The organism is Pseudarthrobacter sp. lyk4-40-TYG-27, from assembly GCF_030209295.1.
Lineage (GTDB): Bacteria > Actinomycetota > Actinomycetes > Actinomycetales > Micrococcaceae > Arthrobacter.
In genome coordinates, this window is record NZ_JARVSH010000002.1 from 65,876 (window position 1) to 91,531 (window position 25,656).

Consider the following 25,656-nt stretch of genomic DNA (forward strand, 5'->3'; position numbering starts at 1 on the left):
GGCGGGGGTCTTTTCCCATTTAACTCCCGCCATTCTGCGTGCATCCCGGCTCCCGCCACCGGGGTGGGATCCGGCCTCCGCGTATACCGATTACCTGATATTGCAATTCTCTGTTTACTCTTGTGATGTCGATCCATAGCCCGGACATGCCGAGGGCAGCCGGCCCTCGTGCCCCTGACGGGTGCGGCCGTGAAGAGGTACGTGCATGCGCACTCTCGTTCTGAATGCTGGATATGAACCGCTGGCGGTTATCACCTTCCGCCGGGCGCTGGTGCTTGTGCTCACAGGCAAGGCGAGCGTGGTGGCCGAGGGGGATGATCCCGTGGTGGGCCCCACTGACGTCCTGGGCCGCCCGTCCGTGATCCTCCTCAACCGCTACATCCGCCCGCGGTACAACCACTCAACGGCCGTCAGCCGCCGTGGTGTGCTTCGACGTGACGGGCACAAGTGTGCATATTGCGGAAAGCCAGCGCACACAATCGACCATGTCCACCCAAAATCGCGGGGCGGAGCCGATTCCTGGGAGAATCTCGTGGCTGCCTGCCTGCGGTGCAACAACGTCAAGGGTGACCATACCCCCGGCGAGATGGGATGGACCCTGCGCTTCGTGCCGGAGCCGCCGCACGGAACCATCTGGCAGATCAAGGAACTGGAGAAGCCAACCCCCGCCTGGGATCCATTCCTGCTTCCCGAGCGCGCCGCCTGACAAGCGGCTTCCGGGCCGGTTGCTGTTCGCTAGGCTGGGTGGGTGCAAACGGACCCGTTGATCTTTGACGCCCTGATCCTGGCGGGCGGCCGATCATCACGGCTGGGTGGAGTACCCAAGCAATCGTTGGTCCTCCGGGGAAGAACCCTCCTGGCATGGACCCTTGACGCCGCTGCCGGTGCCCGCCGCACGGTTGTTGTGGGCGACGTTTCCGCCGGCAGCCCTCCGTCCCGCGGGGCTGCCGATGAGGCCGGACCCGCCCAGGCCCTGCCGCCAGGCGTCCTGTCCTGCCGGGAGGAGCCGAAGTTTGCCGGTCCTGCCGCCGGGATCTCAGCCGGCCTCGATGCCCTTGCCACCTATGGGGGAGGGGCGCCCTTCACTCTGGTTCTCGCCTGCGACATGCCGCTGGCAGCCCGGGCGGTGGCGATGCTCCGGGACGCGGTGGCAGCTGCGGGCGATGGCCGGGGCGCCGTGGCCCGCTCTGCCGACGGCAGGGAACAGCCGCTGGCAGCCATATATAACACTGATGAGTTAAAAAGATCGTGCGGTGAGTTGTCCCGCCGGGACGCCCTGGTCAACGGCTCCGTGAGGTCCCTCCTTGCTAATCTGGACGTGCAGCTTGTCACAGTCCCAGCCGGGTCCACTGCCGACGTGGATACGTGGGGTGATGCTGCCACGCTGGGGATCGCCGCCGGGAGCCAGCGTGAAGACTTTGACCAAAACGTGCGGAGCCAACGTGGGAGGCAAGTCGTGAAAAGCCAGGACGAGACGCTGGAGGAATGGTGCAGGGCCCTGCTCCAGGCATACAAGCTGGAGGACGTCCAGGTGGACGTGAACGCAGTGCTGTCCCTTGCCGGCGTCGCAGCCCACGCCGTGATCCGGCCGGCTGCTCCACTCACCACGTTCATCGCAGGATTCGCCGCGGGGCTGGCTGCCGCACCGGGCAGGGAAATGGACACGGCGTCCATGGAAGCGGCGATGGCCGTGGCTCGGTCCCTGGCTGCCGACTACGAGAATGAAGCTGCCGCCGGGACCCCCGGCGAATGACGGCAGAACCCCGCGACTGGCCGGAGGTCCCACCTGCCGACGAGCCCGAAGCACCACAGGGGACCGCCGGGCACGAAACACCTGGACCGGAAACCACGGAACCGGAGGCTGAAACCAGCGGGCACCACCTGGCGCACACCTGGGAAGAAGCCCGGCAGGCTGCGTTCGATGCGGCCACCCCGATCCCGGCAGGGCCGGTGCCGCTGCGCATGGCCCTCGGCCGCAGGCTCGACCAGGACATCCTGGCACTCCAGGACATGCCGCACTATGCGTCCTCAGCCATGGACGGCTGGGCGGTCAACGGCAGCGGCCCCTGGATTCCGGTGGACCCCGGGAACCGCCTTGCCCCGCACCAAGCAAGCATCATCGTTACGGGAGGCCTGATCCCGGCCGGAGGCAAAGCGGTCCTGAGGACCGAGAATGCGGTGCTGGCCACGGACGACGAGGGACTCCCGCTGCTGATGGCCGGAGGAAAGGCGCGCCCGGGGGAACCTCGCGCCGGTGAGCACATCAGGAAAGCGGGCGAAGAGGCCCTGGAAGGGGACGTCCTGGTCAAAGCCGGCGTGGACCTCAACCCCGCACACCTGGCACTGGCCGCACTGGCCGGACACGATGAACTCCAGGTTCAGGGAAAGCCCGTGGTGCGCCTCGTCCTGACAGGCTCCGAGGTGGTGGACTCAGGAACCCCCGATCCGGGCAAGGTGCGGGATACCTTTGGGCCCCAGCTGCAGGACGTCGTAGCGATGCTGGGTGGCATACCGGGCGGCCAGCAGCGAATCGGCGACTCCTACGAGGAATGGCTTGCGGCGCTCGAGGACGTTGTGCCGGAGGTGCCGGACGCGCCGGACCTGCCGGCCGACGTCGTCATTACCACCGGAGGAACCGGGCGCTCCGGGACCGACCACTTCCGCCGGGCCGTGGCTGAACTTGGCGGCCGGCTGGTCATCGACGGCGTGGCCATGCGTCCGGGGCACCCCGCCGTCCTTGCCGAACTTCCGGACGGCCGCTTTGTCCTGGGCCTCCCGGGCAACCCGCTCGCGGCCATGATGGCATTGTCCACTGTGGGCGCACCACTCCTCGCAGCGCTGGGCCACGCCGCCATGCCCGCCGTCCAGGAGGTGCCGTGCGGCACCATGATCGAACCGGACCCGGGGCGCACCCGGCTGATGCCGTTCCGGCTGCTGTACGGCATGGCGTCGCCGGCCCAGCACACAGGACCGGGAATGATGCGGGGACTGGCTGCCGCCGACGGCGTCCTGGTGGTACCGCCGCACGGCGTGCAACTGGGGGAGCCGGTGCCGGCCTTCGCACTGCCCTGGGGGCCGCCCTTCCCGCCGCCCGCGGACGCGGCGGCCAAGGCCAAGCCCCGAACCGCCGGACGGACCGGGCAGCCCAAGGGCAAGCCCGCACCCAGCGGCCCCGTGGACTGGAGCGCGCTGCTGGACTGAGCCGGGCGCCGAAAGTGCCATGATGGAGTCATGACGAGGCAGGCTGGAACATGGGACGCGTAACCCAGCGCCGAAAGGTGCACAAATTCGTACTGGATGGATCGCCGGGCGCCCTGGAGTACCCGGTCCGCCACCGCGAAGACGTCCTCGCGGTGGAGGAGCCGCTGGAAATCCGGCTCGGCAGGCTTTCCTACTCGGTGACCATGCGGACTCCCGGGGACGACTTTGACCTCGTGGCCGGATTCCTGGTGTCCGAGGGCGTCATCTGGGCTCCGGAGCAACTGGTATCGCTGCGATTCTGTGCCGGCGAGGACGAGGACGGCGTCCAGACGTTCAACGTGGTGGAGGCCCAGCTGCGGCCCGACGTCGAGGTTCCGGATACCGGGCGTAAGGTCTACACCTCAAGCTCCTGCGGCATCTGCGGAACCGACTCCATCGATGCGGTCCAAAAGTCCTCGCACTTCAGCCCGCAGTCGGATCCGCTGAGAGTCGATGCGGAGGTCCTGGCGTCGCTGCCCGGGCTGCTGCGGAAATCCCAGCGCCTCTTTGACGATACCGGCGGAGTGCATGCCGCGGGCCTCTTCAGGATTGGGGACGACGGCGAGCCGCGCCTCCTGTGCCTGCGCGAGGACGTGGGGCGGCACAACGCCGTGGACAAGGTGGTGGGGTGGGCGTTGCGCGAAGGCCTCCTGCCGCTGACCGGCACAATCCTGCAGGTGTCCGGACGGGCGTCCTTCGAACTGGTGCAGAAGGCATCCCTCGCCGGGATACCCGTCCTGGCCGCCGTCAGCGCACCGTCGAGCCTTGCCGTGGAGCTGGCCGAGGCCAACGGGCTGACCGTGGCGGGCTTCAGCCGGGGCTCGAGCTTCAACGTCTACTCCGGTGAAACCCGGATCCTGCGACCGGAAGCCGCCGTCCCGCAGGCTCAGGGGTGAACGTCCGGCTCGAGGGGTTGGATGCCGCGAAGCCAACGGGTAGATTTGTCCATCGAATGGACACAATGATCCAGTTCCAAGCTTAAAGAGGACCAATATTGCATGACGACCGCAGGATCACGGAAGTCCGCCTGGCAAGGTTTGTGCGCGAGCGCATCACCCCGGCCGTCTACAGCAGGACGGTTCCGCTTGCCCTGAGCAGCTGGGAAGTTCCCGGCGAGCCGGTCCCCGCGCTGGAAGCGATGCGGCAGCAGTTCCAGCCGCAGGAACACGGCGCGCCCTGGGGCAAGCCGTGGGGGACCACCTGGCTGCGGCTTCAGGGCGAGGTGCCGGAATCGTGGGGCGGCGGCCCGGACACCACCGTGGAGGTGGTGGTTGACCTCGGGTTCACCACGGAGGCGCCCGGATTCCAGTGCGAGGGAATCGCCTGGCGTTCAGACGGGACCACCATCAAGGCAATCTCACCCCGCAACCAGTACATCCCGCTGAAGCTCCTGGGCAGCGGCATGGCCGTGGACTTCTACGTGGAGGCCGCTGCGAACCCCGACATGGCGCAGGGCTGGACCTTCGCGGCCACTCCGCTCGGCGACAAGGCAACAGCCGGCGGAGCGCCGCAGTACCGGCTCGGGACCATCGCCATCGCCGAACTGAACCAGTGCGTGTGGGAACTCCAGCAGGACATCTGGACCCTGTCCGGCCTGATGGAACAGCTGCCCTTGGAACTGCCGCGCCGCCACGAGATCCTCAGGGCGCTGGAACGCATGATGGACGTCATGGACCCGGACAACGTCGCCGGGACTGCGGCGGCAGGGCGTGAGGCCCTCGCCGAGGTCATGCGCCGGCCAGCGTACGCCTCCGCCCACCAGCTGGTGGCCACCGGGCACGCGCACATTGACTCGGCGTGGCTCTGGCCCGTCCGCGAAACCATCCGCAAGTGCGCCAGGACGTTCTCCAACGTCGTGGCCCTGATGGACGAGAACCCGGACTTTGTCTTCTCCTGTTCCTCCGCGCAGCAACTGGCCTGGATCAAGGAGTACTACCCGGAATTGTTCGGGCGGATCCGCGAGAAGGTGCGCGCCGGCCAGTTCGTTCCGGTCGGCGGCATGTGGGTGGAATCGGATACCAATATGCCCGGCGGCGAAGCGATGGCCCGGCAGTTCGTGGAGGGCAAGGGCTTCTTCCTTTCCGAGTTCGGCATCGAGTGCAGGGAAGCCTGGCTGCCGGACTCGTTCGGGTACAGCGCGGCGCTTCCCCAGATCGTCAAAGCGGCAGGCAGCCGCTGGTTCCTCACGCAGAAGATCTCCTGGAACCAGACCAACAGGATGCCCCACCACACCTTCAACTGGGAGGGGATCGACGGCACCCGGCTGTTCACCCACTTCCCGCCGGTGGACACCTATAACTCGGACCTCAGCGGCCGCGACCTGGCCCACGCAGAACGCAACTACCGGGACCACGGACGCGGCACCGTGTCCCTGGTGCCGTTTGGCTACGGCGACGGCGGCGGCGGTCCCACGCGGGAGATGCTGGCTGCCGCGGCCCGCACCCGGGACCTTGAAGGTTCGCCCAAGGTGCGGATCGGGTCGGCGGAGAGCTTCTTCCGGCAGGCCGAGGAGGACTACCAGGGGCTGCCCGTCTGGGTGGGCGAGATGTACCTGGAACTGCACCGCGGCACCTACACCAGCCAGGCGCGCACCAAGAAAGGCAACCGGCGCAGTGAGCACCTGCTGCGCGAGGCGGAGCTGTGGTGCGCCACGGCTTCGGTCCGTACTGGCGGCGACTATGAGTACCCCGCCGCTGAACTCCGGCGGCTTTGGCACTTGGTGCTCCTGCAGCAGTTCCACGACATCCTGCCGGGCAGCTCCATTGCCTGGGTGCACCAGGATGCCGAGCGGAACTACCGGGCCATCGACACCGCCCTCGAAGCAATCATTGGCCAGGCGGGATCAGCCATGCTGGGTGCGGGCGAACAGGAGTTCCTGCTCAACGCGGCTCCGCACGCGCGGCAGGGTGTTCCGGCGCTCGCCGCGGCCACGCCCGCGGCCGCGACGGACGCCGTACAGGCCACCCGGGATGGCGACTGCTGCATCCTGGACAACGGCATCATCCGCGCAGTGGTGGACGCCGACGGGCTGCTGGTCTCCCTCCGCGACCATGCCACCGGCCGGGAGGCCATCGCCCCCGGCCAGCGCGGCAACCTGCTGGAGCTGCACCGGGACACGCCCAACGAATGGGATGCCTGGGACATCGACGAGTTCTACCGCCGGAACGTCACACCTTTGCGGCACGCGGAATCGGTCCGGCTGTCCACCGACGGGGCGGCCGCCGTCGTCGTCGTGGACCGGCTGGCAGGCGCCTCGCCGCTCACGCAGCGCATCACCCTTGCGCCCGGCAGCCCCTCACTGGAAATCACCACCACCGTCGACTGGCAGGAGCGGGAGAAGCTGCTCAAGCTGGGCTTCGCCCTGGATGTGAGGGCCGATCGGTCCGCAGCGGAAACCCAGTTCGGCCATGTCTTCCGGCCCACCCACACCAACACTTCCTGGGAGGCCGCCAAGTTCGAAATCTGCGCCCACCGGTGGATCCACGTTGGCGAGCCCGGCTATGGGGTGGCAGTTTCGAACTCTTCCACGTACGGCCATGATGTGGGCAGGAGCGTCAGGGACACCGACGGGGGAACCACCACGACGGTGCGTTTGTCCCTGTTGCGGGCACCCAAGTTCCCCGACCCCGACGCCGACCGCGGCCGCCACGAATTGACAGTGTCCATCCGCCCGGGCGCCGGCATTGCGGACGCCATCGAGGAGGGGTACCGGACCAACCTGGCGCCCCGGCTGGTTCGCGGTGCGGCGCCGGTGGAGCCTTTGTTCACGGTCAGCAATCCTGCGTTGGTGGTCGAAGCGGTCAAGTGTGCGCAGGACGGTTCGGGCGATGTGGTGGTGCGGCTCTATGAGTCCCTGGGCCAGCGCTCAGCCGGGCGTATCACCGCCAATTTCCCGGTTAGTGGAGTGGTGGCCACCGATCTGCTGGAGCGGGCAGGTGACGCGCCGGGAGTTGATCCGGACGGAAGCGGGGCCGTACTCAGCCTGCGGCCGTTCCAGCTGGTCACCCTGCGCTTCACCCGGCAATAGCACCTGCACGGCCGGGTACAGAGCCCTTAAACAGGCTGAGTGGGGGCGGTCCCCAACGATCCGCCACCACTCATCCCCCCAATGTGTGCGAAGGCATCTTGGACGTCCCGGCGATTCAGAATTTATCCCCGTTCAAAAGCGCCTGGTCCGCCCGCCTTCACACATTCATGATTGTGTCACACGCTAATGATTTTGTGAAAGCGGAAAAGGTCACATTTCGGTAGATGTCTTTCGGGACCCCGAATGCCGGTTGACGATCCGGGCTGTCCAGATCAGGGCCAGGCCGACGACGTAGCAGAGGACTGCCGAGTAATTGATGATGAATTCCGCCGCGCTCATCGACGGCGGGATCAAGGGAAAGAGCAGGGTCAGCGCAACGGCTGCCCCGCCCAGTGCCAGCAATCCGGCGGCAATCCGCACCAGGAGGGGCAGGCGTTCCCGCACTGCGCGCACCATCGGCGGAACCAGGGCGAGTGCAACGAACGCGGGGTACGCCCGGCCGGCGGCGCCGTAATACTCGACGAGGGCGGAGTTGCGTCCGCCCTTGGCGGAAATGGCCATCAAGCCGGCGGAGGAGCCCGACGTGTCCATCAGCAGGAACAGGGCAACCATTACGGCGGAGATGGTGAGCAGGACCATGAGCCCGGTCTTTCCCGTGATCAGCCGGTAGGCGCCGTCCGCGCCGAAGCCCCTGGAGACGCGGATGCCCAGGAAGAAGATGGCGCCGAAGACGACGAAGCGCAGCAGCAGGTTGGCCAGGTTGATTCCGCCCATCGCCTGGTCGATGACGAGGTAAGGGCCTTGGATGCTCAAGAGGATGGCAAGCGTCATCAGAGCGAAGATGCCGAACAGGGAACGGTTTTCGCCGCGGAGGGCGCTGGGAATGCGTGCTGCGGCGACGAGGCCGCAAATGGCCAGCGTGCTCCACTGGAGAGTCTCGATCATCCCAGGTTCTCCCATATTTTTTCCGTTTGCGCCTGGTCATGTTCATGCCGGCGCAGCACTTTGCCCAGGGCCTGCAGCCGGTCTCCCGCGAGCACGGTGAGTTCACCGTCGGAGAGGCTGTCCAGTGCGGCCTGCCGGGCCCCCGCGGGCCAGCCGGCTTCCTCCTCGGTGACAAGTCCCGTCGCCACCAGGCCGCCCACGGGGCCCACCCCCGCCGCCACGGCGGTGGCCATGGCGAGTTCGGGGGAGAGCCGGTTGGCCGTCAGCTGGGCTGAATAGTTTTGCGGAGCCACCCCGGTGCTGGCCGACACCCGCTGCCGGACCTCGCCGTCGTCGATCGCATCAACCCAGTTCTTCACCGAAGTGGCGTGCGGGGCCGGGCCCAGGGCGGGTGCGGCAGCTCCCGGGGCAGGGTCCATGGCGGACCGGGACAGGAGGGCCCGCAGGAGATCGGGCGTGGAAATCTGGCTGACCAGCTCACACTTCGTCGGCGGGTGGGGCGGGCCGGCCAGGACGCGGTAATCGTCGAAGACGGCCAGCGAAGCGACCGGATTCGCGTGATAGGCGCGGCTGATGCTGACCACGGTGTGGACGGCCACCTTTCCCCTGACCAGCTGCTGGGCGAGGGTGGTGCGCTTGATCCCGGAAACCCGGCAGACGTCCGCAGTGCTGGCATCGGGTGCGATGCTTTGCAGCCAGCGTTGAAACGCCTTGGCGGGAATGGTCATGGAAAGCCCTCTGAAGAACGTATGGTGGTGTGGATAACTTTACCGTGCCGGCCGGCCCGGACCCGTGCCGCGGATTTTGCCCGCGCCCCACATTCGTCTATAGTTGATGGTCGAGCCCGTTGGTCCGTACACCCCCCAAGTCCGGACCAGCGGGTTCTTCTATGTCCTGCAGCCCCAGCGGCGCCGCGGCCCCGTAACCGCTGCTGCGCCGGCCGCATATTGGCTGCCCGGGCAGTGGCGAAAGGACGAATCAATGACTGCAACCCTCGTTGCCAAGGACGTCTCCGGCGGCCACGGCCACCGTGTGCTCTTCTCAGGGCTTTCGCTGACGGTCGCCCCGGGCGACGTCGTCGGGGTGGTGGGAGCAAACGGCGCCGGGAAGTCCACCCTGTTGCGCCTCCTCGCCGGCGTGGACCAGCCGCAGGACGGTTCGATCAGCCTGGCCCCGGCCGACGCCTTCGTTGGCTGGCTTCCGCAGGAGCACGAACGCCTCTCCGGTGAGACCGTGGCCGGCTACATTGCCCGCCGGACCGGCTGCGCGGAAGCGACTCTGCAGATGGAAACCACCGCGGAGGGCCTGGGTTCCGGCGAACCCGGGGCCGACGATGCCTACTCACGGGCGTTCGACCGCTGGATGGCCTCCGGCGCTGCGGACCTCGATGACCGCATTCCGGCTGCGCTCGCCGACCTCGGGCTGGACGCCGGCCCGGATGCGCTGATGACCGGACTGTCCGGCGGCCAGGCCGCCCGGGTCGCCCTTGCCGCGCTGCTGCTGAGCCGGTTCGACGTGGTGCTGCTCGATGAGCCCACGAACGATCTGGACCTCGCCGGTTTGGCCACCCTGGAAAACTTCGTCCAGGGGCTTCGCGGCGGCGTGGTGCTGGTCAGCCACGACCGTGAGTTCCTGGCCCGCTGTGTGACGCGCGTGGTCGAGCTGGACCTTGCCCAGAACAGCGTGGCCGTTTACGACGGCGGCTACGACGCCTTCCTCGACGAACGCGCGGTGGCCCGACGGCACGCCCGCGAGAAGTACGAGGACTTTGCCGCCACCAAGGCAGACCTGGTGTCCCGTGCACGGACCCAGCGCGAGTGGAGCTCCCAAGGCGTCCGGAACGCCATGAAGAAGAGCCCGGACAACGACAAGATCCGCCGGGCCGCCAGCACGGAGTCCTCGGAGAAGCAGGCCCAAAAGGTCCGGCAAATGGAGTCCCGCATTGCCCGGCTGGACGTGGTGGAGGAGCCCCGCAAGGAGTGGCAGCTCCAGTTCAGCATCGGCCAGGCACCCCGCTCCAGCGCCGTCGTCGCCACGTTGCGCGGGGTGGTGGCCCGCCAGGGGGACTTCACGCTGGGCCCGGTGAACCTCCAGCTCAACGGCGGGGAACGCATCGGGATTACCGGGCCCAACGGCGCCGGAAAGTCGACCTTGCTGCGGCTGCTGCTGGGCACCCAGGAACCGGACGACGGCGAAGCCTCCATGGGTGCCTCCGTCGCCGTCGGCGAAATCGACCAGGCCCGCGGGCTGCTTGACGGTGCCCGGCCCCTGGGCGACGCCGTGGAGGCCGTCCTGGCCGATTGGAACAGCGCCGACGTCCGCACCCTCCTGGCCAAGTTCGGCCTCAAGGCGGACCACACGTCCCGGAGCGTGGATTCCCTGTCGCCCGGAGAACGGACCCGGGCAGCTTTGGCGCTGCTCCAGGCCCGCGGGGTGAACCTGCTGGTCCTGGACGAACCCACCAACCACCTGGACCTGCCCGCCATTGAGCAACTGGAAGAGGCCCTGGAAAGCTACGACGGCGCCCTGTTGCTGGTCACCCACGACCGCAGGCTGCTCGAAAATGTTCGGCTCGACTCACGGTGGCACCTGGAAGACGGCAAGGTCCAGGAGCTCCACCACACTGCAAGCCAGGAGAAATAACCATGAGCATGGACCGCGTGGCCTGGAGCTCGCTCTATAACATCAGCACCGCCAAGAGCGGCTCGCAGCCGTTCTCCAAGGAAACCCTGAAACGGGTGCTGGCCTTCGCCGCCCCGCACAAGGGCAAGCTCATCGCCTTTGTGCTGTCCTCCATCGTCGCGGCGATCCTTGCCGTCGCAACCCCGGTACTCGCCGGCCAGGTGGTTGACGCCATCATCGCCAAGGCCGCCGCCGGCACGGTGATCTGGCTGGCGGTCCTGATTGCCATCGTCGCCGTCGCGGAGGCCGGAGTGGGCCTGTTGACCCGCTGGCTGTCCTCGACCATCGGCGAAGGCGTCATCGTTGACCTGCGCACCCGGGTCTTCGACCACGTGCAGCGGATGCCCATTGCCTTCTTCACCCGCACCCGGACGGGAGCCCTGGTCAGCCGCCTCAACAATGACGTCATCGGGGCACAGTCCGCTTTCGCCGGAACCCTCTCCGGCGTCGTGAGCAACTCGGTGGCGCTGATCCTGACGCTGGCCGTAATGCTCAACCGGTCCTGGCTGGTGACCGTCCTCGCCATGGTGCTGCTGCCGATCTTCCTGATCCCGGCCCGGCGCATGGGCTCCAAACTGGCAGACCTGCGCCGCGAAGCCGCAGCTCACAACGCCGCCATGGGCACCCAGATGACGGAGCGGTTCTCCGCACCGGGTGCCACCTTGGTCAAGCTGTTCGGCCGCCCGGACGAAGAGTCCCGGGAGTTTGCCGCCCGGGCCGGCCGCGTACGCGACATCGGCGTCCGGATGGCCATGCTGCAGTTCACGTTCGTCACGGCCCTGACCCTGGTGTCCGCACTGGCGCTGGCCCTGGTGTACGGCCTGGGCGGCTGGCTTGCCCTTGGCGGACAACTGGCGCCCGGTGACGTGGTGGTCCTGGCGCTGCTCCTGACCAGGCTCTACGCCCCGCTTACCGCGCTGTCCAACGCCCGCGTGGAGGTCATGAGTGCGCTGGTGAGCTTTGAACGCGTGTTTGAAATCCTTGACCTGAAGCCGCTCATCCAGCAGAAACCGGACGCCGTGCCCGTGCCTGCCGGTCCTGTGTCGGTCGAATTCGACAACGTCCGCTTCGCATACCCGTCGGCGGACAAGGTCTCCCTTGCATCGCTCGAAGAAGTCTCAACGCTGGACACCCGCGGCGGCGAGGAAGTGCTGCACGGCATCAGCTTCCGGGTGGAGCCTGGCCAGACGGTGGCACTGGTGGGCTCCTCCGGGGCGGGCAAGTCCACGATCGCCCAGCTGCTGTCACGGCTGTACGACGTCGATTCGGGCGCGGTGCGGCTGGGCGGTACCAGGCCGGGGTCCGGCCTGGACGTGCGGGACACCACCTTCGATTCCCTGCGCGACACCTTGGGCATGGTGACCCAGGACGGGCACCTGTTCCACGAGTCCATCGCCTCCAACCTGCGCCTGGCCCGGCCGGACGCCACCGAGAAGGACATGTGGGACGTGCTCCGGCAGGCGCGGCTCGAAGGCATGATCCGGTCCCTGCCGGACGGACTGGACACCGTGGTGGGGGAGCGGGGCTACCGGCTCTCAGGTGGTGAACGCCAGCGGTTGACCATCGCGCGCCTGCTGATCGCCCAGCCGCGGGTGGTCATCCTGGACGAGGCCACCGCAGCACTGGACTCGACGAATGAAGCCGCCGTCCAGGCGGCCCTGGGCGCCGCGCTCGAGGGCCGGACCGCCGTCGTGATTGCCCACCGGCTCTCCACCGTGCGTGCCGCCGACGCCATCCTGGTGGTGGAAGACGGCCGGATTGTCGAACGCGGAACCCATACCGAGCTCCTGGCCGCGGGCGGCCGCTACTCGGAGCTCTACCGGACCCAGTTCGCCGAAGCCACCGCCGTCGCGGAGGAAGCCGTCCCTGAGTTCTAGCGGCGGAGCGGCCGCGCGGCCAGCACGGGCAGGATGTGGTCCGTGAGCAGCGGTGCGAGGTCCGCCGGGAGGGATGCGCCGTCCCTCCCGGCGTAGTCCAGCCAACGGATCTCGGCGATCTCCGCGGCCGGGTTGGCCTGCCAGGTACCCGGGGCGAGGAACACTGTGGCTTCGATGTCGGTGGCGGCCTCGTTCGCGGCGTCGGCGATCCAGACCCCCATTAGTTCCAGGTCCTCCGGGCGCACCACGATGCCCACCTCCTCGGCCAGCTCGCGGGCTGCGGCTTGAACGGCGGTTTCACCCGGCTCCGGCTTGCCGCCGGGGTGCATGAACATGGCCGTGCCGCGTTTGCGGACGGTCAGGAGACGTCCGGCATCATTGAATACACAGACGGCAGATACCACGATCCTGTCCTTCACGCGGGAATCCTTTCCAAATGTGAGACCAGCAGCAGGTCCTTACGGGGACCGGTGACATCCCAGCTGTAGCTGAACCGGTCAGGTGCCTGGTACGTGTAGGTCACGCGGTAGGTGTCCGGATCGCACCAGTGGCTGTCGATGCCTGCGTCGGCGGTGAAGCTCATTCTGTGGAACGGCCTGCCGTCGGGAAAGAACACGTCCAGCGCATCGGGCCGCGCCGTGGGCCTCAGGACATATTCACGCGTGGCGGGGCCCGTAAAGGAAGGCCAGCGCATGGTGCCTTCCTCGCGCAGGGACAGTCCGCCGTCGTCCATTGGGGTGAAAAGGACGACGCCGGAAAAGGTTCCGTGGGTGCCGTCCGACCTGTCCAACAGGTCCCGCTCCAGCTGCCAGCGGGCTGCCTGTCCGGGCTGCGCGTGCTGGTCGCCCAGGAGGTAGGCGCGGAGGCTGGGCTCCGGGGAAGGGGAGTTCAAGTGCCCTCGATTGGAATCGAACCAACGACACCGGCTTTAGGAGAGCCGTGCTCTATCCACTGAGCTACGAGGGCGGGCATTCGGCAACCGGCGGGGCCGGCTGGTCCGAACACGGTTACAAGCATACAAGGTGCCGGGCCGTACTACGCTCAAAGCATGAGTCCAGCCCCGACTGCCGCTCCCGCTGCCGCCTACCTGCCGGACACCGCGTCCACCCGGCACTACATCGGTGCCTGGTCCGTGCTGAGCGTGCTGCAGTACTTCCTCGCCGAGGCGGTGGTGGCCATCGCCTGGGCCGGCCCGCGTCCGTATGACCTCCGGACCGGCTACATCAGCGACCTTGGTGCGCTGCACTGCGGCGTCCATGCCGGGCGGCAGGTGTGCTCGCCGCTGAACTGGCTGATGAACGGCTCGTTCGTCCTCCAGGGCCTTGGACTGCTGCTGGGTGCGGCGCTGCTGAGCTCGGGGTTGCTGTGCGTCGCGGCACGGCATGGTGCCCGGGTTGACCATGCACACCGGAAGCCGCTGCTGGCCGCCGTGTGGGTGCGGGTGCTGACCGGGGCCGCGGGGGCAGGGACCGTGGTGGTGGGCCTGGTCCCGGAAGACGCCGGTTCACCCTTGCATTACGTGGGGGCCATAACCTACTTCCTGGCCGGCGGGTGTGCCCTGCTGGTCCTGGGCATCCTGTGGCGGCGGCAGACCGGCATGGCGTGGTTCCTGATGGTCTGCGGCGGCGTGTCGCTGGCGGCCGTGGCGACCGGCGGCCTGACCCGCATGGACGTGCCCGAGCCCGGCACGCTGGAACGGCTGATGGGCTATCCGGTGACGGTGGGCATGGCCGCCGCCGGGTTGGTCATTGCGCAGCGGGTGCGGCGGCACCGGAAGGAACGGCGGGCGGCGCGCGCCAGGGCAGCAGCTGCCTAACGCTCTTTCCGTTCCCGCCTGTTGAGGAACACGGCCGCGGCCCCGGCCAGGAGGCTCAGCACCAAAAGTACCCAGCCGGCAACGGTGAGGCCGGACGCCAGGCCAACCTGGCCGGCGTCGGGTCCGCTGGAAGCCATCATGGCGTCAATGGCCACGTTGCCGCCCAACCGGACCACCACGAACAGCATGGGCAAAGCCCACAATGCCCAGCGGAGCGCCTTCCGCGCCACGTTGGTGCCGATGAGGAGAAGCCAGGTAAAGCCAAAAATCAGCGGGAAGAGCGTCCCCGCGGTCTTGTGGACGTAGCTCAGCTGGCCCAGGGCGTCGCTGTCCATGACCTCCTGCAGACGGCTGATGTAGCCCGCATCGAAGCCGCCCACCAGAGAATCCGGCATGGCCATCTCCTGGGAGAGCTGCGTCATCTGGGTCAGGGTCAGCAGGTGCAGGTACCAGAACAGGAACAGGCTGGCCACCACGCCGGCAATGACAATGAGGTTGCTGTTGCCTTGCGCCTTCTCCGGCGTGCGCGCGGTGGAGGGGTTGACCACCGGTGGCAGGTGATGCTGCGGCACAACCGCGTTGGCGCCGTGCTTCTTGATCCGCTGGGCAGGGGTTTTGGCCATGGCACCATTATCCCGCCCCATAAACTGAACCCATGACCACTGGCCGACACAGCGCAGCTGTTCTTGACCCCGCATTGGACGACTACGAGCTGGCGGCGGCGCTGGTCCGTGAAGCAGGACAGCTGGCGCTCCTCATGCGCATGGCCGGCCTGGAATCGGAACAGAAGACCTCCGTCTCGGACGTGGTGACTGCGGCCGACCACGCCGCGGAGGCCTACGTGCTGGAGCAATTGCGGCGCTGCCGGCCGGACGACGGCATCCTGGGCGAGGAGGGCGCGTCCGTCCAGGGAGCGAGCGGCCGGACCTGGGTGATCGACCCCGTGGACGGCACCTACAACTTCCTGCATGGCTCCACTTACTGGTGTTCAGCCATAGCGCTCAAGGATTCCGCCGACGTGTTGCTCGGCGCCGTCTTCCAGCCAGAGGAGGACAAACTCTGGCTCGGCGGACGGGACCGACCCGCAACCCGTAACGGCGAAGCGCTCACCGTCTTCGCCGACGACAGCGGCAAGCGGAACACCACTCCCGTGGCCGAACTCGGCGCCGCCACCTACATCCACCCCACGTGGCTGATGGATCCCCTGTGCGCCATGCCGTGGCACGCCGCGGCAACGTCCGCAGCGTCCCTCCGCATGCTGGGCTCGGGTTCCTGCGACCTTGGCCGGGTGGCGGACGGCCAGTTGGGGTGCTGGTTCCAGCACAGCTGCCCGGAGTGGGACTGGCTGCCGGGCAAGGCGATCGTTCTTGCAGCCGGCGGGGCCGTGGACACCGTCCACGTCAACGGGCTGGAGTGGTTCATCGCAGGAGGAACGACGGCGGTCCGGGAGCTGCGTGCGGCCCTCCTGTCAGGCTCGGTGGCGTAGCACCACCGCGGGCACACAGCCAGTAATCCACAGCCTGGAAGGCGGTGTCAGTCCCACCGCCTAGACTTGTAGGCACCATGGATATGTTGTTTGACCCATACTCTGACGGGCCGTTCAAGGCCGCTCCTGCCACCACCGCCCGCACCAAGTCGCCCTCCGAAGGCGCCGTTGCGGTCCCCGGGGGCGGGGGAGGCGTGCGCGCAGGACAGGCACCGGAAGGGCATTCCCGGGGCCACCGCCCGGATGCCGCAGCCTTGCTGGAGGGGTTGAACCCGCAGCAGGAAGAGGCAGTCAAGCACTCAGGCCCGGCGCTGCTGATCGTCGCCGGTGCAGGATCCGGCAAGACCCGCGTGCTCAGTAACCGGATCGCCTACCTGATTGCCACCGGCCGAGCCCACCACGGCGAAATCCTGGCCATTACCTTCACCAACAAAGCGGCCGCCGAAATGCGGGAGCGCATCGAAGCGCTGGTGGGCGGACGCGCCAAGATCATGTGGATCTCCACGTTCCACTCGTCCTGCGTGCGGATCCTGCGGCAGGAGGCGGCCAACGTCGGGCTGAAATCGAACTTCTCCATTTACGACTCCGCCGACTCCCTGCGGCTGGTTACCCAGGTCTCCAAGTCCCTTGACCTGGACCCCAAGAAGTTTGCGCCCAAGGCCATACAGCACAAGATCTCCGCGCTGAAGAACGAGCTCATCGACGCCGACTCCTTTGCCTCCGAGGCCAACTACAACGATCCGTTCGAGCACGCCGTTGCGGACGTCTACAAGGGTTATACCCAGCGCCTCCGGCATGCCAACGCGATGGACTTTGACGACCTCATCGCCGAAACCGTCTACATGTTCCGTGCCTTCCCGGCCTTGGCAGAGTCCTACCGCCGCCGGTTCCGCCACGTCCTGGTGGACGAATACCAGGACACCAACCACGCCCAGTACGCGCTGGTGCGCGAAATTGTGGGCGAAGGGCCGGGCGCCTCGGAACTGACCGTGGTGGGCGATTCCGACCAGTCCATCTATGCCTTCCGCGGCGCCGACATCCGCAACATCGTGGAATTCGAAAAGGACTACCCCGAAGCCCGGACCATCAAGCTGGAGCAAAACTACCGCTCCACCCAGAACATCCTGAGCGCCGCCAACTCGGTGATCTCGCGCAACCCCAACCGGCCCGAAAAGCGGCTCTGGACGGCCGAGGGCGAAGGCCACAAAATCATCGGATACGTGGGCGAGAACGAGCACGACGAAGCGCAGTTCATCGCCAAGGAGATCGACCGGCTCCAGGACGAAGACAACCTGCGGCCCGGTGATGTTGCCATCTTCTACCGGACCAATGCCCAGTCCCGCTCCATTGAGGATGTGCTGGTGCGCGTGGGCTTGCCCTACAAGGTGGTGGGCGGCACGCGCTTCTACGAACGCAAGGAAATCAAGGACGCCCTGGCTTACCTTCGGGTCCTGGTCAACCCGGACGACGACGTCAATCTTCGCCGGGTGCTGAACGAGCCAAAACGCGGCATCGGCGACCGCGCCGAAGGTGCGGTGGCAGCGCTGGCCGAGCGTGAGCGGACCTCCTTCATGGCAGCCGCCCGCCGCGCCGACCAGGCACCCGGGATGGCCACCCGGTCCGTCAATGCCGTCCTGGGCTTCGTGAAGATGCTGGACGACCTTGCCGAAGTTGCGGTGGGGTCCGGCGCCGCCGCCGCACTCGAAGCTGTCCTGGAGCAGACCGGATACCTGGCCGCGCTGCGCTCCAGCACCGATCCCCAGGACGAATCCCGCGTGGAAAACCTGGCGGAACTGGTTGCCGTGGTCCGCGAATATGAACAGGAGAACCCGGAAGGCAGCCTGGCCGCGTTCCTGGAGCAAGTCTCGCTGGTGGCCGACGCCGATCAAATCCCGGACGCCCCCGGCGCGGACATCGATGCCGCCGTGGCCGAGGCGAAGCGTCTCGGCGTGGTCACGCTGATGACCCTGCACACGGCCAAGGGCCTGGAATTCCCGGTGGTGTTCCTCACTGGCATGGAACATGGATTGTTCCCGCACCAGCGATCCGCCACCGATCCCAAGGAACTGGCAGAGGAACGCCGGCTTGCCTACGTGGGACTCACCCGTGCCCGCAAGCGGCTGTACGTGACCCGCTCAGAGGTCCGCAGCATGTGGGGCCAGAGCCAGTACAACCCTGCCAGCCAGTTCCTCGAGGAGATTCCCGCAGAGCTCCTTGAGTGGAAACGTGAGGGCACCAGCCGGCAGTCGTGGGCCGGCGGCGGTTCCATCGGGTCCGGCCGTTACAGCGGGTCCTTCTGGGGCGCCGGCACCTCCCGCGGAGCGGCGGCGGACTCTTCCGCCGGGTTCAATGCCGACGTTCCGGCGTTCCTTGCCAAGACCCGGGTGCAACCGCAGAAGGAAATCATTGCCGTCAGCGTGGGGGACAAGGTCAACCACACCAGCTTCGGAAACGGTACGGTACTGGCGCTCGAAGGGGCGGGGGACAAGACGGTCGCCAAGGTCAAGTTCGACGTCGGCGAGAAGCGCCTGCTGCTGCGCTACGCGCCGTTGACCAAGCTCGACGCCTAGGGGCGGACGAGCGGGCGCACGCCCGGGCTCCCGCCAAGAGCATCCACCGTTGCGGCGTTAACTGCGGGCCGGGCAGGACGCGGCCACCAGGCGGCGGGCCATCTCCACCGCACGCGGCCCATACACCGCGCCGTCCAGGACCGCGGCCGTGGCGTAGGCGCCGTTGAGGACAATGAGGAGTTCTTCGGCGAGCCGGTCAGGTTCCTCGGCCCCTGCCTCGGCCGCCAGGGTGTGGAACCAGTCGCGGACCTGCTGCTTGTGGGCGACCGCGGCGAGGTGGGCCGGGTGCACGCCGTCGGGGAACTCCGTGTTGGTGTTCAGCATGGGACACCCCCGGTAGCTGCTTCCGGCGCAGTCGGAGGCCAGTATGTCGAACACGGCAATGAGTTTGTCCTGCGGAGATCCTTGCCCGCCGGCGGCCTCACGCATGCGCTCGAACCAGGCGTCTGCCCGGCCCTGGACATAAGCCGTGGCCAGGGCGTCCTTGGTGGGGAACTGGCGGTAGACGGTCGCGTTGCCCACCCCGCACTCCTTGACCACGGTGTCCATGCCCACGGCCCGTATGCCGTGGGCGTAGAACAGCCGCGTGGCCACCCCAAGTACATTGCGCCGGTTTTCCTCAGCCGTCCTGCGCGCCACAATTCTCCTCCAGTGTGCTCCGATACCGACTGACCCAGTTTGACAGACGGAACGATCCGTCACAAACTTGGGAACGATCCGTCACATTGAATGGCGGCCCCGCCATCACCAGGAGAACACCATGAAGACAGCAGTACTTGGAACCGGAATGGTTGGCCGGACCATTGCCGCACGCCTCGCGGAGCTCGGCCATTCCGTCACCATCGGCACCCGCGACCCCGCGGCCGCCATGTCCCGGACCGCAGCAGACGCCATGGGCAACCCGGCCTTTGGGACCTGGGCCGCTGAGAACCCGGCCATCAAGGTGGCACGGTTCTCGGATGCGGCGGAAGGCGCAGGGCTGGTCGTCAACGCAACCAACGGCGGTGCATCGCTCGAGGTGCTGGAGCAGGTCGGCCCGGAAAACCTCGACGGCGCGGTGGTCCTGGACATCGCCAACCCGCTCGACTTCAGCAACGGCATGCCTCCCACCCTCTTCGTCAAGGACACCGATTCCCTGGCCGAGCAAATCCAGCGGGCCTTCCCCGCGGCCCGCGTCGTCAAGGCCCTCAACACCATGAACGCGGACTTGATGGCCTATCCCGGACAGCTGTCCGACCCCGGATCAGTCTTCGTCTCCGGCAACGACGCCGAAGCCAAGGCCGTGGTCACCGGACTCCTGAAGGACTTCGGCCACCAGGACGTCATCGACCTCGGCGACATCACCACGGCGCGCGGAACCGAAATGCTGCTGCCCGTCTGGCTCCGCCTGTGGGGCGCACTCGGAACGCCTGCCTTCAACTTCAAGATCGTCCGCTGACAGGACAACCACCATGAAAGCCGTCCACATCACCGCTCCGGGGGCGAGCCTGCAGCTCGCTGAAACCGATCGCCCGGAAGTTCCCCACGGACATGTACTCCTCAAGGTCGCAGCCAGCGGCATCTGCCACAGTGATGCCATGCCCGGAGCAGGTATGGCGTCTTCCTACCCGCGCATCCCCGGCCACGAGGTCGCCGGAACCGTCGAGCTGGTGGGCGACGGTGTGACCCGGTGGGCGCCCGGCCAGCGCGTGGGCGTCGGATGGTTCGGCGGGGCGTGCTTCCAGTGCGACCCATGCCGGCGCGGGGATTTCATCTCCTGCGAGGCCGGAAAAATCACCGGGCTGACTGCCGATGGTGGCTATGCGGAGTACGTCCTCGCCCCGGCTGATGCCCTCGCTGCCGTCCCCGACGCACTCACGCTTGCCGAAGCTGCTCCGTTGATGTGCGCAGGCGTCACCACCTTCAACGGATTGCGCCACAGCGGTGCCCGGCCGGGAGACCTCGTTGCCGTCCTTGGATTGGGTGGCCTGGGACACCTCGGTGTCCAGTTCGCGGCCAGGATGGGATTCGAAACCGTCGCCATTGCGCGCGGCGCCGAAAAGGAACCCTTTGCCCGTGACCTCGGCGCCCACCACTACATTGACAGCCTCAGTTCCGACGTCGCCGCGGAACTGAGGGGCCTCGGCGGTGCCGCCGTCGTCCTCGCCACCGTGACCGACGCCCATGCGATGTCTGCCGCCGTTCCGGGGCTCGCGGCCCGTGGCCGGCTCGTGGTCCTTGGCGTCCCGCACGAACCAGTCCCGGTTGACGCCGGCCTCCTCGTGGGCGGAAGCCGCTCGATCGCCGGGCATGCCTCCGGGACGGCGAAAGACTCCGAGGACGCGCTTCGCTTCGCGGCGATGACCGGGGTGCGCCCCATGATCGAAACCTACCCGCTCGTGCAGGCAGCCGAGGGCTTCAACCGGATGATGTCCGGCCGGGCGCGCTTCCGCGTCGTCCTGACCAATGACTAGGCCCCTGGCGCCGGAACCCGAAGCTGCACCGGAAGGACATACGGACGCTCCATGACCAACCAACGCACCCTTGTCATCGTTGCCCACCCCGATTTGGCAGGATCCCGGGTCACCGCCCATCTCGCCGCCTCCATCGGGGACCTTGATGGTGTCACAGTCCGGGACCTGGCGTCCCTCTACCCTGACCGTCGCGTGGACGCCGAGCTGGAACAGCGGTACCTGCGGGAAAACGACACCATCGTGCTGCAGTTTCCCTGGCACTGGTATTCCGTTCCCGGACTGCTGAAGGAATGGATGGACCAGGTGCTCACCCGCGGTTTTGCCTACGGCGCCGGTGGGGACGCGCTGCACGGGAAGCGCCTGCAGCTTGTCACCTCAACCGGGGGACCGGAATCCTCGTACTCCCCAGCAGGCCACAACCGTTTCACCATGGCCGAGCTGCTGCGGCCCCTGGAGGCCACCGCACACCTCTGCGGGCTGGACATGGCCGAGCCCGTGGTCCTGCACGGGGCGCATGGGGCGACGCCGGAACAACTGGCGGCGCATTCCCGGCGATACCGGGACCTGCTCTCCGCGGTGCCTGCAACAGCTGGCAGCTGAGCGCACGCCGTCTTCCGGTGGCGGGGCATAATGGAGGCCATGCGACGGACTGCGTGGGGGATGCTCGCTGCCCTATTCCTGATGGCCGGCACCGGATGCTCGGTGACAACCAGCGACCCTTCCTATGTCCCGCCGCCTCCGCGGCCGCCGATGGAGCAGCTGGCGAACGCGCCGCTGGCCGACGCGAAGCAGTTCTCCAGCGGCGGCGATGTCCTCTCCTTCATTACCGCCGACCGGACCGTCGCCTGCTCGCTGACCTCCGCCCGTGGAGAGCACCTGAACCTGCCGTACGAGCAGAACAGCTACAGCAACGCGGCCAACAACAAGCTGCCCATCGTCCCCGTGGCCCACTGTGAATTGGCCGCCTATCCGGCGCCAAAAGCCGCCGATATCAAGGACGATTGCGCAGGAACCCACCTGGGCTACCTCGGCGGCACAGCCCTGCTGGCGCCGGACAGTGCACGCTACGGCGAGTGCCGTTCCGGCGTGACGACCATGGAGGCAACCTACGGACCCAAGGGAAACAAGGCAGGACCGCTGACGCAGCTGCCCGTGCTTGCCGACGGGCAGAACCTGGAGCGCAACGGACTGCGCTGTTCGGCCTACAACGGCGGTGTGGCGTGCGGAAACGTCTCCGCCGGCGTCGGATTCTTCGTTTCAACTGAACGTTACGAGCTGATTCCCGGACCGGACAAAAGCACCGCCCCGCCGCAGGCAGGGGCCTCAAAAACCCCGTAAATCCGCGGTTTTTCTACGCCCCATAGAATAGTGTGCTTACTCACATAAGAGGTACTCTGGGACGGCCCGGCCGCTCCAAAGGACTAGAGTTCCCCATGGAGCATTACGCCGCGTGGCTCGTTTCCAGACAGGCCGCCGGTGCGTGCAATCCGCAGCCCGGTCATCGTCCTTCCGATGGTGTCCGACTGTACAGAAACTACTTCGACGTAGAAGGACACTAAACCGTGGACCTGTTTGAATACCAGGCGCGCGATATGTTCGAGGCGCACGGTGTACCCGTGCTTGCCGGCATCGTGGCGTACACCCCAGAAGAAGCAAAGGCAGCTGCCGAAAAGATCGGCGGCGTGACTGTTGTCAAGGCACAGGTCAAGGTTGGCGGTCGCGGCAAGGCCGGCGGCGTCAAGGTCGCAAAGTCTGCCGACGAGGCGCTTGAGCACGCCACCAACATCCTGGGCATGGACATCAAGGGCCACACCGTTAACAAGGTGATGATCGCCCAGGGTGCAGACATCGCCGAGGAATACTACTTCTCCGTCCTGCTGGACCGGGCCAACCGCAACTACCTGGCCATGTGCTCGGTTGAGGGCGGCATGGAAATCGAGCAGCTCGCCGTCGAACGCCCCGAAGCGCTGGCCAAGATCGCCATCGACCCCGCCGTGGGCATCGACCAGGCCAAGGCCGACGAAATCGTCGCAGCCGCAGGCTTCGCCGAGGAACTGCGCGGCAAGGTCGCCGCCGTGATCCTCAAGCTCTGGGATGTCTTCAAGAAGGAAGACGCCACCCTGGTGGAGGTCAACCCCCTCGTCAAGACCGGCGCCGGCGACATCGTCGCCCTGGACGGCAAGGTCTCCCTCGACGAGAACGCCGGCTTCCGGCACGCCAAGCACGCGCAGCTCGAGGACAAGGATGCTGCAGACCCCCTTGAGGCCAAGGCAAAGGCGCAGGACCTCAACTACGTCAAGCTCGACGGCGAAGTAGGCATCATCGGCAACGGTGCAGGCCTGGTCATGTCCACCCTCGACGTCGTGGCCTATGCCGGTGAAAACCACGGCAACGTCAAGCCCGCCAACTTCCTGGACATCGGCGGCGGAGCCTCCGCCGAGGTCATGGCCGCCGGCCTGGACGTCATCCTGGGCGACGAGCAGGTCAAGTCCGTGTTCGTCAACGTCTTCGGCGGCATCACCGCCTGCGACGCCGTCGCCAAGGGCATCGTTGGCGCGCTGGCCGAGCTGGGCCACTCCGCGAACAAGCCGCTGGTAGTCCGCCTTGACGGCAACAACGTCGAGGAAGGCCGCCGCATCCTCACCGAGGCCAACCACCCGCTGGTAACCCTGGCCGCCACCATGGACGAGGGCGCCGACAAGGCCGCCGAGCTCGCCAACGCAGCTAAGTAAGGGACGCACCATGTCTATCTACCTCAACAAGGATTCCAAGGTCATCGTCCAGGGCATCACCGGCGGCGAAGGCACCAAGCACACCGCCCTGATGCTCAAGGCCGGCACCAACATTGTTGGCGGCGTCAACGCCCGCAAGGCCGGCACCACGGTCCTGCACGGTGACAGGGAAATCAACGTCTACGGCACCGTCAAGGAAGCCATGGCTGAAACCGGCGCCGACGTCTCCATCGTCTTCGTGCCGCCGGCCTTCACCAAGAACGCGGTCGTCGAAGCCATCGAGGCAGGCATCGGCCTGGTCGTGGTCATCACCGAAGGCGTTCCCGTCCAGGACTCCGCCGAATTCTGGGCGCTGGCCCAGTCCAAGGTGGATGCCGACGGCAACCAGGTCACCCGCATCATCGGCCCGAACTGCCCGGGCATCATCACCCCCGGCGAAGCACTGGTGGGCATCACCCCCGCCAACATCACCGGCAAGGGCCCGATCGGCCTGGTCTCCAAGTCCGGCACCCTGACCTACCAGATGATGTACGAACTGCGCGACCTGGGCTTCTCCACCGCCATCGGCATCGGCGGCGACCCCATCATCGGCACCACCCACATTGACGCCCTGGCCGCGTTTGAGGCTGACCCCGAGACCAAGGCCATCGTGATGATCGGTGAAATCGGCGGCGACGCCGAAGAGCGTGCTGCCGACTTCATCAAGGCCAACGTCACCAAGCCGGTTGTTGGCTACGTGGCCGGATTCACGGCTCCCGAAGGCAAGACCATGGGCCACGCAGGCGCCATCGTTTCCGGTTCCGCCGGTACCGCCCAGGCCAAGAAGGAAGCCCTCGAGGCCGCCGGCGTCAAGGTCGGCAAGACGCCGTCCGAGACCGCCAAGCTGCTGCGCGAGGTTTTCGCAGCCCTCTAGGGGACTTGCACTCAGCGCGGGGCCACTCCCGCCTGCCCCATCTGATGGGGCGGGCCGGGCAGTGGCCCCGCGTTCGGCGTTTAAGCGGGTCTCGTAACCGACGTCGCCGCACTCCCTGCGTCGAGTAGGGTTGAATGGCAAGAGGGGCCACGGTGCCCAGGCAGGGGAGCAGGATGGCAGAGGCGCGGCGCACGCTGGTTGACGTCGTCGTGGACAAGGTCCTTGAGCACATTCTCAGCGGGGAGATCAAGGCCGACGACGCCCTGCCGCCGGAGGCGGACATCGCCAAGGAATCCGGGGTCAGCAGGCTGACGGCCCGGGAGGCCATGAAAGTGCTGAAGGCCCAGAACGTGGTGTACGTCAAACGCGGCCTCGGCACATTCGTCAACCCGCCCGAACGCTGGACCGGCATGGACGCCATCATGCAGGCGGCCTCCAGGGGAGTAGCCTCCGACCAGGTGGCCCTTCGCCTGCTCGAGGTCCGCCGGATGGTGGAGACCGGTGCGGCGGAACTCGCCGCCTCCCGCCATCGCCCGGCTGACCTTGCAGCCTTGCGGGAGAGCGTGGAGCAGATGGAAGCGGCGCACAATGCCGGAGACGTCGATGCCCTGACCGTGGCCGACATCGCGTTCCATGACACCGTGCTGCGCGCGTCCGGCAACCCGTTTGTCCCCGCCCTGCTGGGCCAGCTTTCCACCCTGCTGTATGCCATGCGCCGCGAGACCTCAGCCTTCCCCGACGTGCAGCGCCACGCCATCCACCACCACAAAATGGTCCTTGCCGCCATCGCCGAGGGCGATCCTGCCACGGCGCGCTCCACAATGGACGCCCACATCACCCAGACCTTCGAGGACTACGAGAACTACCTCGCCGTCTCGAGCCGAAACAGCGCCACGGCCCGCTAGGCACTGCCGG

Annotated in this window: 23 protein-coding genes and 1 tRNA gene; 17 read left to right on the top strand and 7 right to left on the bottom strand. The window is 67.1% G+C overall.

What is annotated here, in order from left to right:
• Positions 1-205: 205 nt before the first annotated feature.
• The 5 genes from QRM96_RS03750 to QRM96_RS03770 all read left to right on the top strand — a co-directional run bounded on the left by QRM96_RS03750 (position 206) and on the right by QRM96_RS03770 (position 7,267).
• A complete protein-coding gene (locus QRM96_RS03750; RefSeq protein WP_285318425.1) occupies positions 206-706 on the top strand; it encodes an HNH endonuclease in 501 nt (166 codons plus the stop codon).
• Positions 707-748: 42 nt separating this feature from the next.
• Positions 749-1,753 carry an NTP transferase domain-containing protein gene (locus QRM96_RS03755; RefSeq protein WP_285318433.1) on the top strand — a complete coding sequence of 335 codons (1,005 nt, stop codon included), beginning with the start codon at positions 749-751 and terminating at the stop codon, positions 1,751-1,753.
• Positions 1,750-3,201 carry a molybdopterin molybdotransferase MoeA gene (locus tag QRM96_RS03760; protein WP_285318435.1) on the top strand — a complete coding sequence of 484 codons (1,452 nt, stop codon included), beginning with the start codon at positions 1,750-1,752 and terminating at the stop codon, positions 3,199-3,201. The genes QRM96_RS03755 and QRM96_RS03760 overlap by 4 nt, the downstream gene beginning before the upstream one ends.
• A gap of 50 nt (positions 3,202-3,251) precedes the next feature.
• Positions 3,252-4,136, top strand: coding sequence for a formate dehydrogenase accessory sulfurtransferase FdhD (gene fdhD, locus QRM96_RS03765; RefSeq protein ID WP_285318437.1), 885 nt, complete (start codon positions 3,252-3,254; stop codon positions 4,134-4,136).
• Between the two features lie 98 nt (positions 4,137-4,234).
• Positions 4,235-7,267 carry an alpha-mannosidase gene (locus tag QRM96_RS03770; RefSeq protein ID WP_285318438.1) on the top strand — a complete coding sequence of 1,011 codons (3,033 nt, stop codon included), beginning with the start codon at positions 4,235-4,237 and terminating at the stop codon, positions 7,265-7,267.
• A 210-nt stretch (positions 7,268-7,477) separates the two neighbouring features.
• Here QRM96_RS03770 and QRM96_RS03775 read toward each other — a convergent pair whose 3' ends face one another.
• Together QRM96_RS03775 and QRM96_RS03780 are read right to left on the bottom strand one after the other, a co-directional pair.
• Positions 7,478-8,212 (bottom strand): hypothetical protein, encoded by a 735-nt coding sequence (locus QRM96_RS03775; RefSeq protein WP_018762160.1) that lies wholly within the window; start codon positions 8,210-8,212, stop codon positions 7,478-7,480.
• Positions 8,209-8,940, bottom strand: coding sequence for a hypothetical protein (locus QRM96_RS03780; RefSeq protein ID WP_018762161.1), 732 nt, complete (start codon positions 8,938-8,940; stop codon positions 8,209-8,211). The genes QRM96_RS03775 and QRM96_RS03780 overlap by 4 nt, the downstream gene beginning before the upstream one ends.
• Before the next feature lie 253 nt (positions 8,941-9,193).
• Here QRM96_RS03780 and QRM96_RS03785 point away from each other — a divergent pair, with 253 nt between their 5' ends.
• Both QRM96_RS03785 and QRM96_RS03790 read left to right on the top strand, forming a co-directional pair.
• Positions 9,194-10,855 (top strand): ABC-F family ATP-binding cassette domain-containing protein, encoded by a 1,662-nt coding sequence (locus QRM96_RS03785; RefSeq protein ID WP_285318439.1) that lies wholly within the window; start codon positions 9,194-9,196, stop codon positions 10,853-10,855.
• A 2-nt stretch (positions 10,856-10,857) separates the two neighbouring features.
• Positions 10,858-12,771 carry an ABC transporter ATP-binding protein gene (locus QRM96_RS03790; protein WP_018762163.1) on the top strand — a complete coding sequence of 638 codons (1,914 nt, stop codon included), beginning with the start codon at positions 10,858-10,860 and terminating at the stop codon, positions 12,769-12,771.
• On the opposite strand, the gene QRM96_RS03795 is transcribed toward QRM96_RS03790, so the two are convergent.
• From QRM96_RS03795 to QRM96_RS03805, 3 genes are all read right to left on the bottom strand, one after another.
• A complete protein-coding gene (locus QRM96_RS03795; RefSeq protein ID WP_285318441.1) occupies positions 12,768-13,190 on the bottom strand; it encodes an NUDIX hydrolase in 423 nt (140 codons plus the stop codon). The two genes, QRM96_RS03790 and QRM96_RS03795, sit on opposite strands and share 4 nt — an antisense overlap.
• A complete protein-coding gene (locus QRM96_RS03800) occupies positions 13,187-13,663 on the bottom strand; it encodes a DUF6314 family protein (protein WP_285318442.1) in 477 nt (158 codons plus the stop codon). Before QRM96_RS03800 ends, QRM96_RS03795 begins: the two co-directional genes overlap by 4 nt.
• Position 13,664: 1 nt before the next feature.
• Positions 13,665-13,737: transfer RNA gene (locus tag QRM96_RS03805), tRNA-Arg, on the bottom strand.
• An 82-nt stretch (positions 13,738-13,819) separates the two neighbouring features.
• Between QRM96_RS03805 and QRM96_RS03810 the strand changes: the two genes are divergently transcribed.
• The gene (locus tag QRM96_RS03810) at positions 13,820-14,587 is read left to right on the top strand and encodes a DUF998 domain-containing protein (RefSeq protein WP_133832517.1); all 768 of its coding nucleotides are present in this window, start codon (positions 13,820-13,822) and stop codon (positions 14,585-14,587) included.
• Here the strand turns inward: QRM96_RS03810 and QRM96_RS03815 are convergent.
• Complete coding sequence (locus QRM96_RS03815) at positions 14,584-15,210, bottom strand: hypothetical protein (protein WP_133832516.1); 627 nt, start codon at positions 15,208-15,210, stop codon at positions 14,584-14,586. The genes QRM96_RS03810 and QRM96_RS03815 overlap by 4 nt on opposite strands.
• A gap of 32 nt (positions 15,211-15,242) precedes the next feature.
• Between QRM96_RS03815 and QRM96_RS03820 the strand changes: the two genes are divergently transcribed.
• Positions 15,243-16,073 carry an inositol monophosphatase family protein gene (locus QRM96_RS03820; protein WP_285318443.1) on the top strand — a complete coding sequence of 277 codons (831 nt, stop codon included), beginning with the start codon at positions 15,243-15,245 and terminating at the stop codon, positions 16,071-16,073.
• Positions 16,074-16,156: 83 nt separating this feature from the next.
• Positions 16,157-18,643, top strand: a complete 2,487-nt coding sequence (gene pcrA, locus QRM96_RS03825; protein WP_502934874.1) for a DNA helicase PcrA — start codon at positions 16,157-16,159, stop codon at positions 18,641-18,643.
• Positions 18,644-18,700: 57 nt separating this feature from the next.
• Here pcrA and QRM96_RS03830 read toward each other — a convergent pair whose 3' ends face one another.
• The gene (locus QRM96_RS03830; protein WP_285318445.1) at positions 18,701-19,282 is read right to left on the bottom strand and encodes a TetR/AcrR family transcriptional regulator; all 582 of its coding nucleotides are present in this window, start codon (positions 19,280-19,282) and stop codon (positions 18,701-18,703) included.
• Positions 19,283-19,403: 121 nt separating this feature from the next.
• On the opposite strand from QRM96_RS03830, the gene QRM96_RS03835 reads away from it, so the two are divergent.
• The 7 genes from QRM96_RS03835 to QRM96_RS03865 all read left to right on the top strand — a co-directional run bounded on the left by QRM96_RS03835 (position 19,404) and on the right by QRM96_RS03865 (position 25,646).
• Entirely contained in the window at positions 19,404-20,081 is a 678-nt protein-coding gene (locus QRM96_RS03835) for an NADPH-dependent F420 reductase (RefSeq protein WP_018762171.1), read from the top strand.
• A gap of 13 nt (positions 20,082-20,094) precedes the next feature.
• A complete protein-coding gene (locus QRM96_RS03840; RefSeq protein ID WP_285318446.1) occupies positions 20,095-21,096 on the top strand; it encodes an alcohol dehydrogenase catalytic domain-containing protein in 1,002 nt (333 codons plus the stop codon).
• Between the two features lie 51 nt (positions 21,097-21,147).
• Positions 21,148-21,696 (top strand): NAD(P)H-dependent oxidoreductase, encoded by a 549-nt coding sequence (locus QRM96_RS03845; RefSeq protein ID WP_018762173.1) that lies wholly within the window; start codon positions 21,148-21,150, stop codon positions 21,694-21,696.
• Between the two features lie 60 nt (positions 21,697-21,756).
• The gene (locus tag QRM96_RS03850) at positions 21,757-22,434 is read left to right on the top strand and encodes a hypothetical protein (protein ID WP_285318566.1); all 678 of its coding nucleotides are present in this window, start codon (positions 21,757-21,759) and stop codon (positions 22,432-22,434) included.
• 224 nt (positions 22,435-22,658) lie between these two features.
• The gene (sucC, locus tag QRM96_RS03855; RefSeq protein WP_018762175.1) at positions 22,659-23,828 is read left to right on the top strand and encodes an ADP-forming succinate--CoA ligase subunit beta; all 1,170 of its coding nucleotides are present in this window, start codon (positions 22,659-22,661) and stop codon (positions 23,826-23,828) included.
• A 10-nt stretch (positions 23,829-23,838) separates the two neighbouring features.
• A complete protein-coding gene (gene sucD, locus QRM96_RS03860) occupies positions 23,839-24,741 on the top strand; it encodes a succinate--CoA ligase subunit alpha (RefSeq protein ID WP_285318448.1) in 903 nt (300 codons plus the stop codon).
• 173 nt (positions 24,742-24,914) lie between these two features.
• Positions 24,915-25,646 carry a FadR/GntR family transcriptional regulator gene (locus QRM96_RS03865; RefSeq protein ID WP_285318449.1) on the top strand — a complete coding sequence of 244 codons (732 nt, stop codon included), beginning with the start codon at positions 24,915-24,917 and terminating at the stop codon, positions 25,644-25,646.
• Positions 25,647-25,656 lie beyond the last annotated feature (10 nt).

Excerpts from the sequence above, each read along its gene's own strand:
- QRM96_RS03750 (WP_285318425.1), top strand. The coding sequence starts at position 206 with ATGCGCACTCTCGTTCTGAATGCTGGATATGAACCGCTGGCGGTTATC.
- fdhD (WP_285318437.1), top strand. The coding sequence starts at position 3,252 with ATGGGACGCGTAACCCAGCGCCGAAAGGTGCACAAATTCGTACTGGAT.
- QRM96_RS03785 (WP_285318439.1), top strand. The coding sequence starts at position 9,194 with ATGACTGCAACCCTCGTTGCCAAGGACGTCTCCGGCGGCCACGGCCAC.
- QRM96_RS03840 (WP_285318446.1), top strand. The coding sequence starts at position 20,095 with ATGAAAGCCGTCCACATCACCGCTCCGGGGGCGAGCCTGCAGCTCGCT.
- QRM96_RS03820 (WP_285318443.1), top strand. The coding sequence starts at position 15,243 with ATGACCACTGGCCGACACAGCGCAGCTGTTCTTGACCCCGCATTGGAC.
- QRM96_RS03775 (WP_018762160.1), bottom strand. The coding sequence starts at position 8,212 with ATGATCGAGACTCTCCAGTGGAGCACGCTGGCCATTTGCGGCCTCGTC.
- QRM96_RS03780 (WP_018762161.1), bottom strand. The coding sequence starts at position 8,940 with ATGACCATTCCCGCCAAGGCGTTTCAACGCTGGCTGCAAAGCATCGCA.
- QRM96_RS03790 (WP_018762163.1), top strand. The coding sequence starts at position 10,858 with ATGAGCATGGACCGCGTGGCCTGGAGCTCGCTCTATAACATCAGCACC.
- QRM96_RS03850 (WP_285318566.1), top strand. The coding sequence starts at position 21,757 with ATGCTCGCTGCCCTATTCCTGATGGCCGGCACCGGATGCTCGGTGACA.
- QRM96_RS03815 (WP_133832516.1), bottom strand. The coding sequence starts at position 15,210 with ATGGCCAAAACCCCTGCCCAGCGGATCAAGAAGCACGGCGCCAACGCG.
- QRM96_RS03845 (WP_018762173.1), top strand. The coding sequence starts at position 21,148 with ATGACCAACCAACGCACCCTTGTCATCGTTGCCCACCCCGATTTGGCA.
- sucD (WP_285318448.1), top strand. The coding sequence starts at position 23,839 with ATGTCTATCTACCTCAACAAGGATTCCAAGGTCATCGTCCAGGGCATC.
- QRM96_RS03835 (WP_018762171.1), top strand. The coding sequence starts at position 19,404 with ATGAAGACAGCAGTACTTGGAACCGGAATGGTTGGCCGGACCATTGCC.
- QRM96_RS03865 (WP_285318449.1), top strand. The coding sequence starts at position 24,915 with ATGGCAGAGGCGCGGCGCACGCTGGTTGACGTCGTCGTGGACAAGGTC.
- QRM96_RS03760 (WP_285318435.1), top strand. The coding sequence starts at position 1,750 with ATGACGGCAGAACCCCGCGACTGGCCGGAGGTCCCACCTGCCGACGAG.
- QRM96_RS03810 (WP_133832517.1), top strand. The coding sequence starts at position 13,820 with ATGAGTCCAGCCCCGACTGCCGCTCCCGCTGCCGCCTACCTGCCGGAC.
- pcrA (WP_502934874.1), top strand. The coding sequence starts at position 16,157 with ATGTTGTTTGACCCATACTCTGACGGGCCGTTCAAGGCCGCTCCTGCC.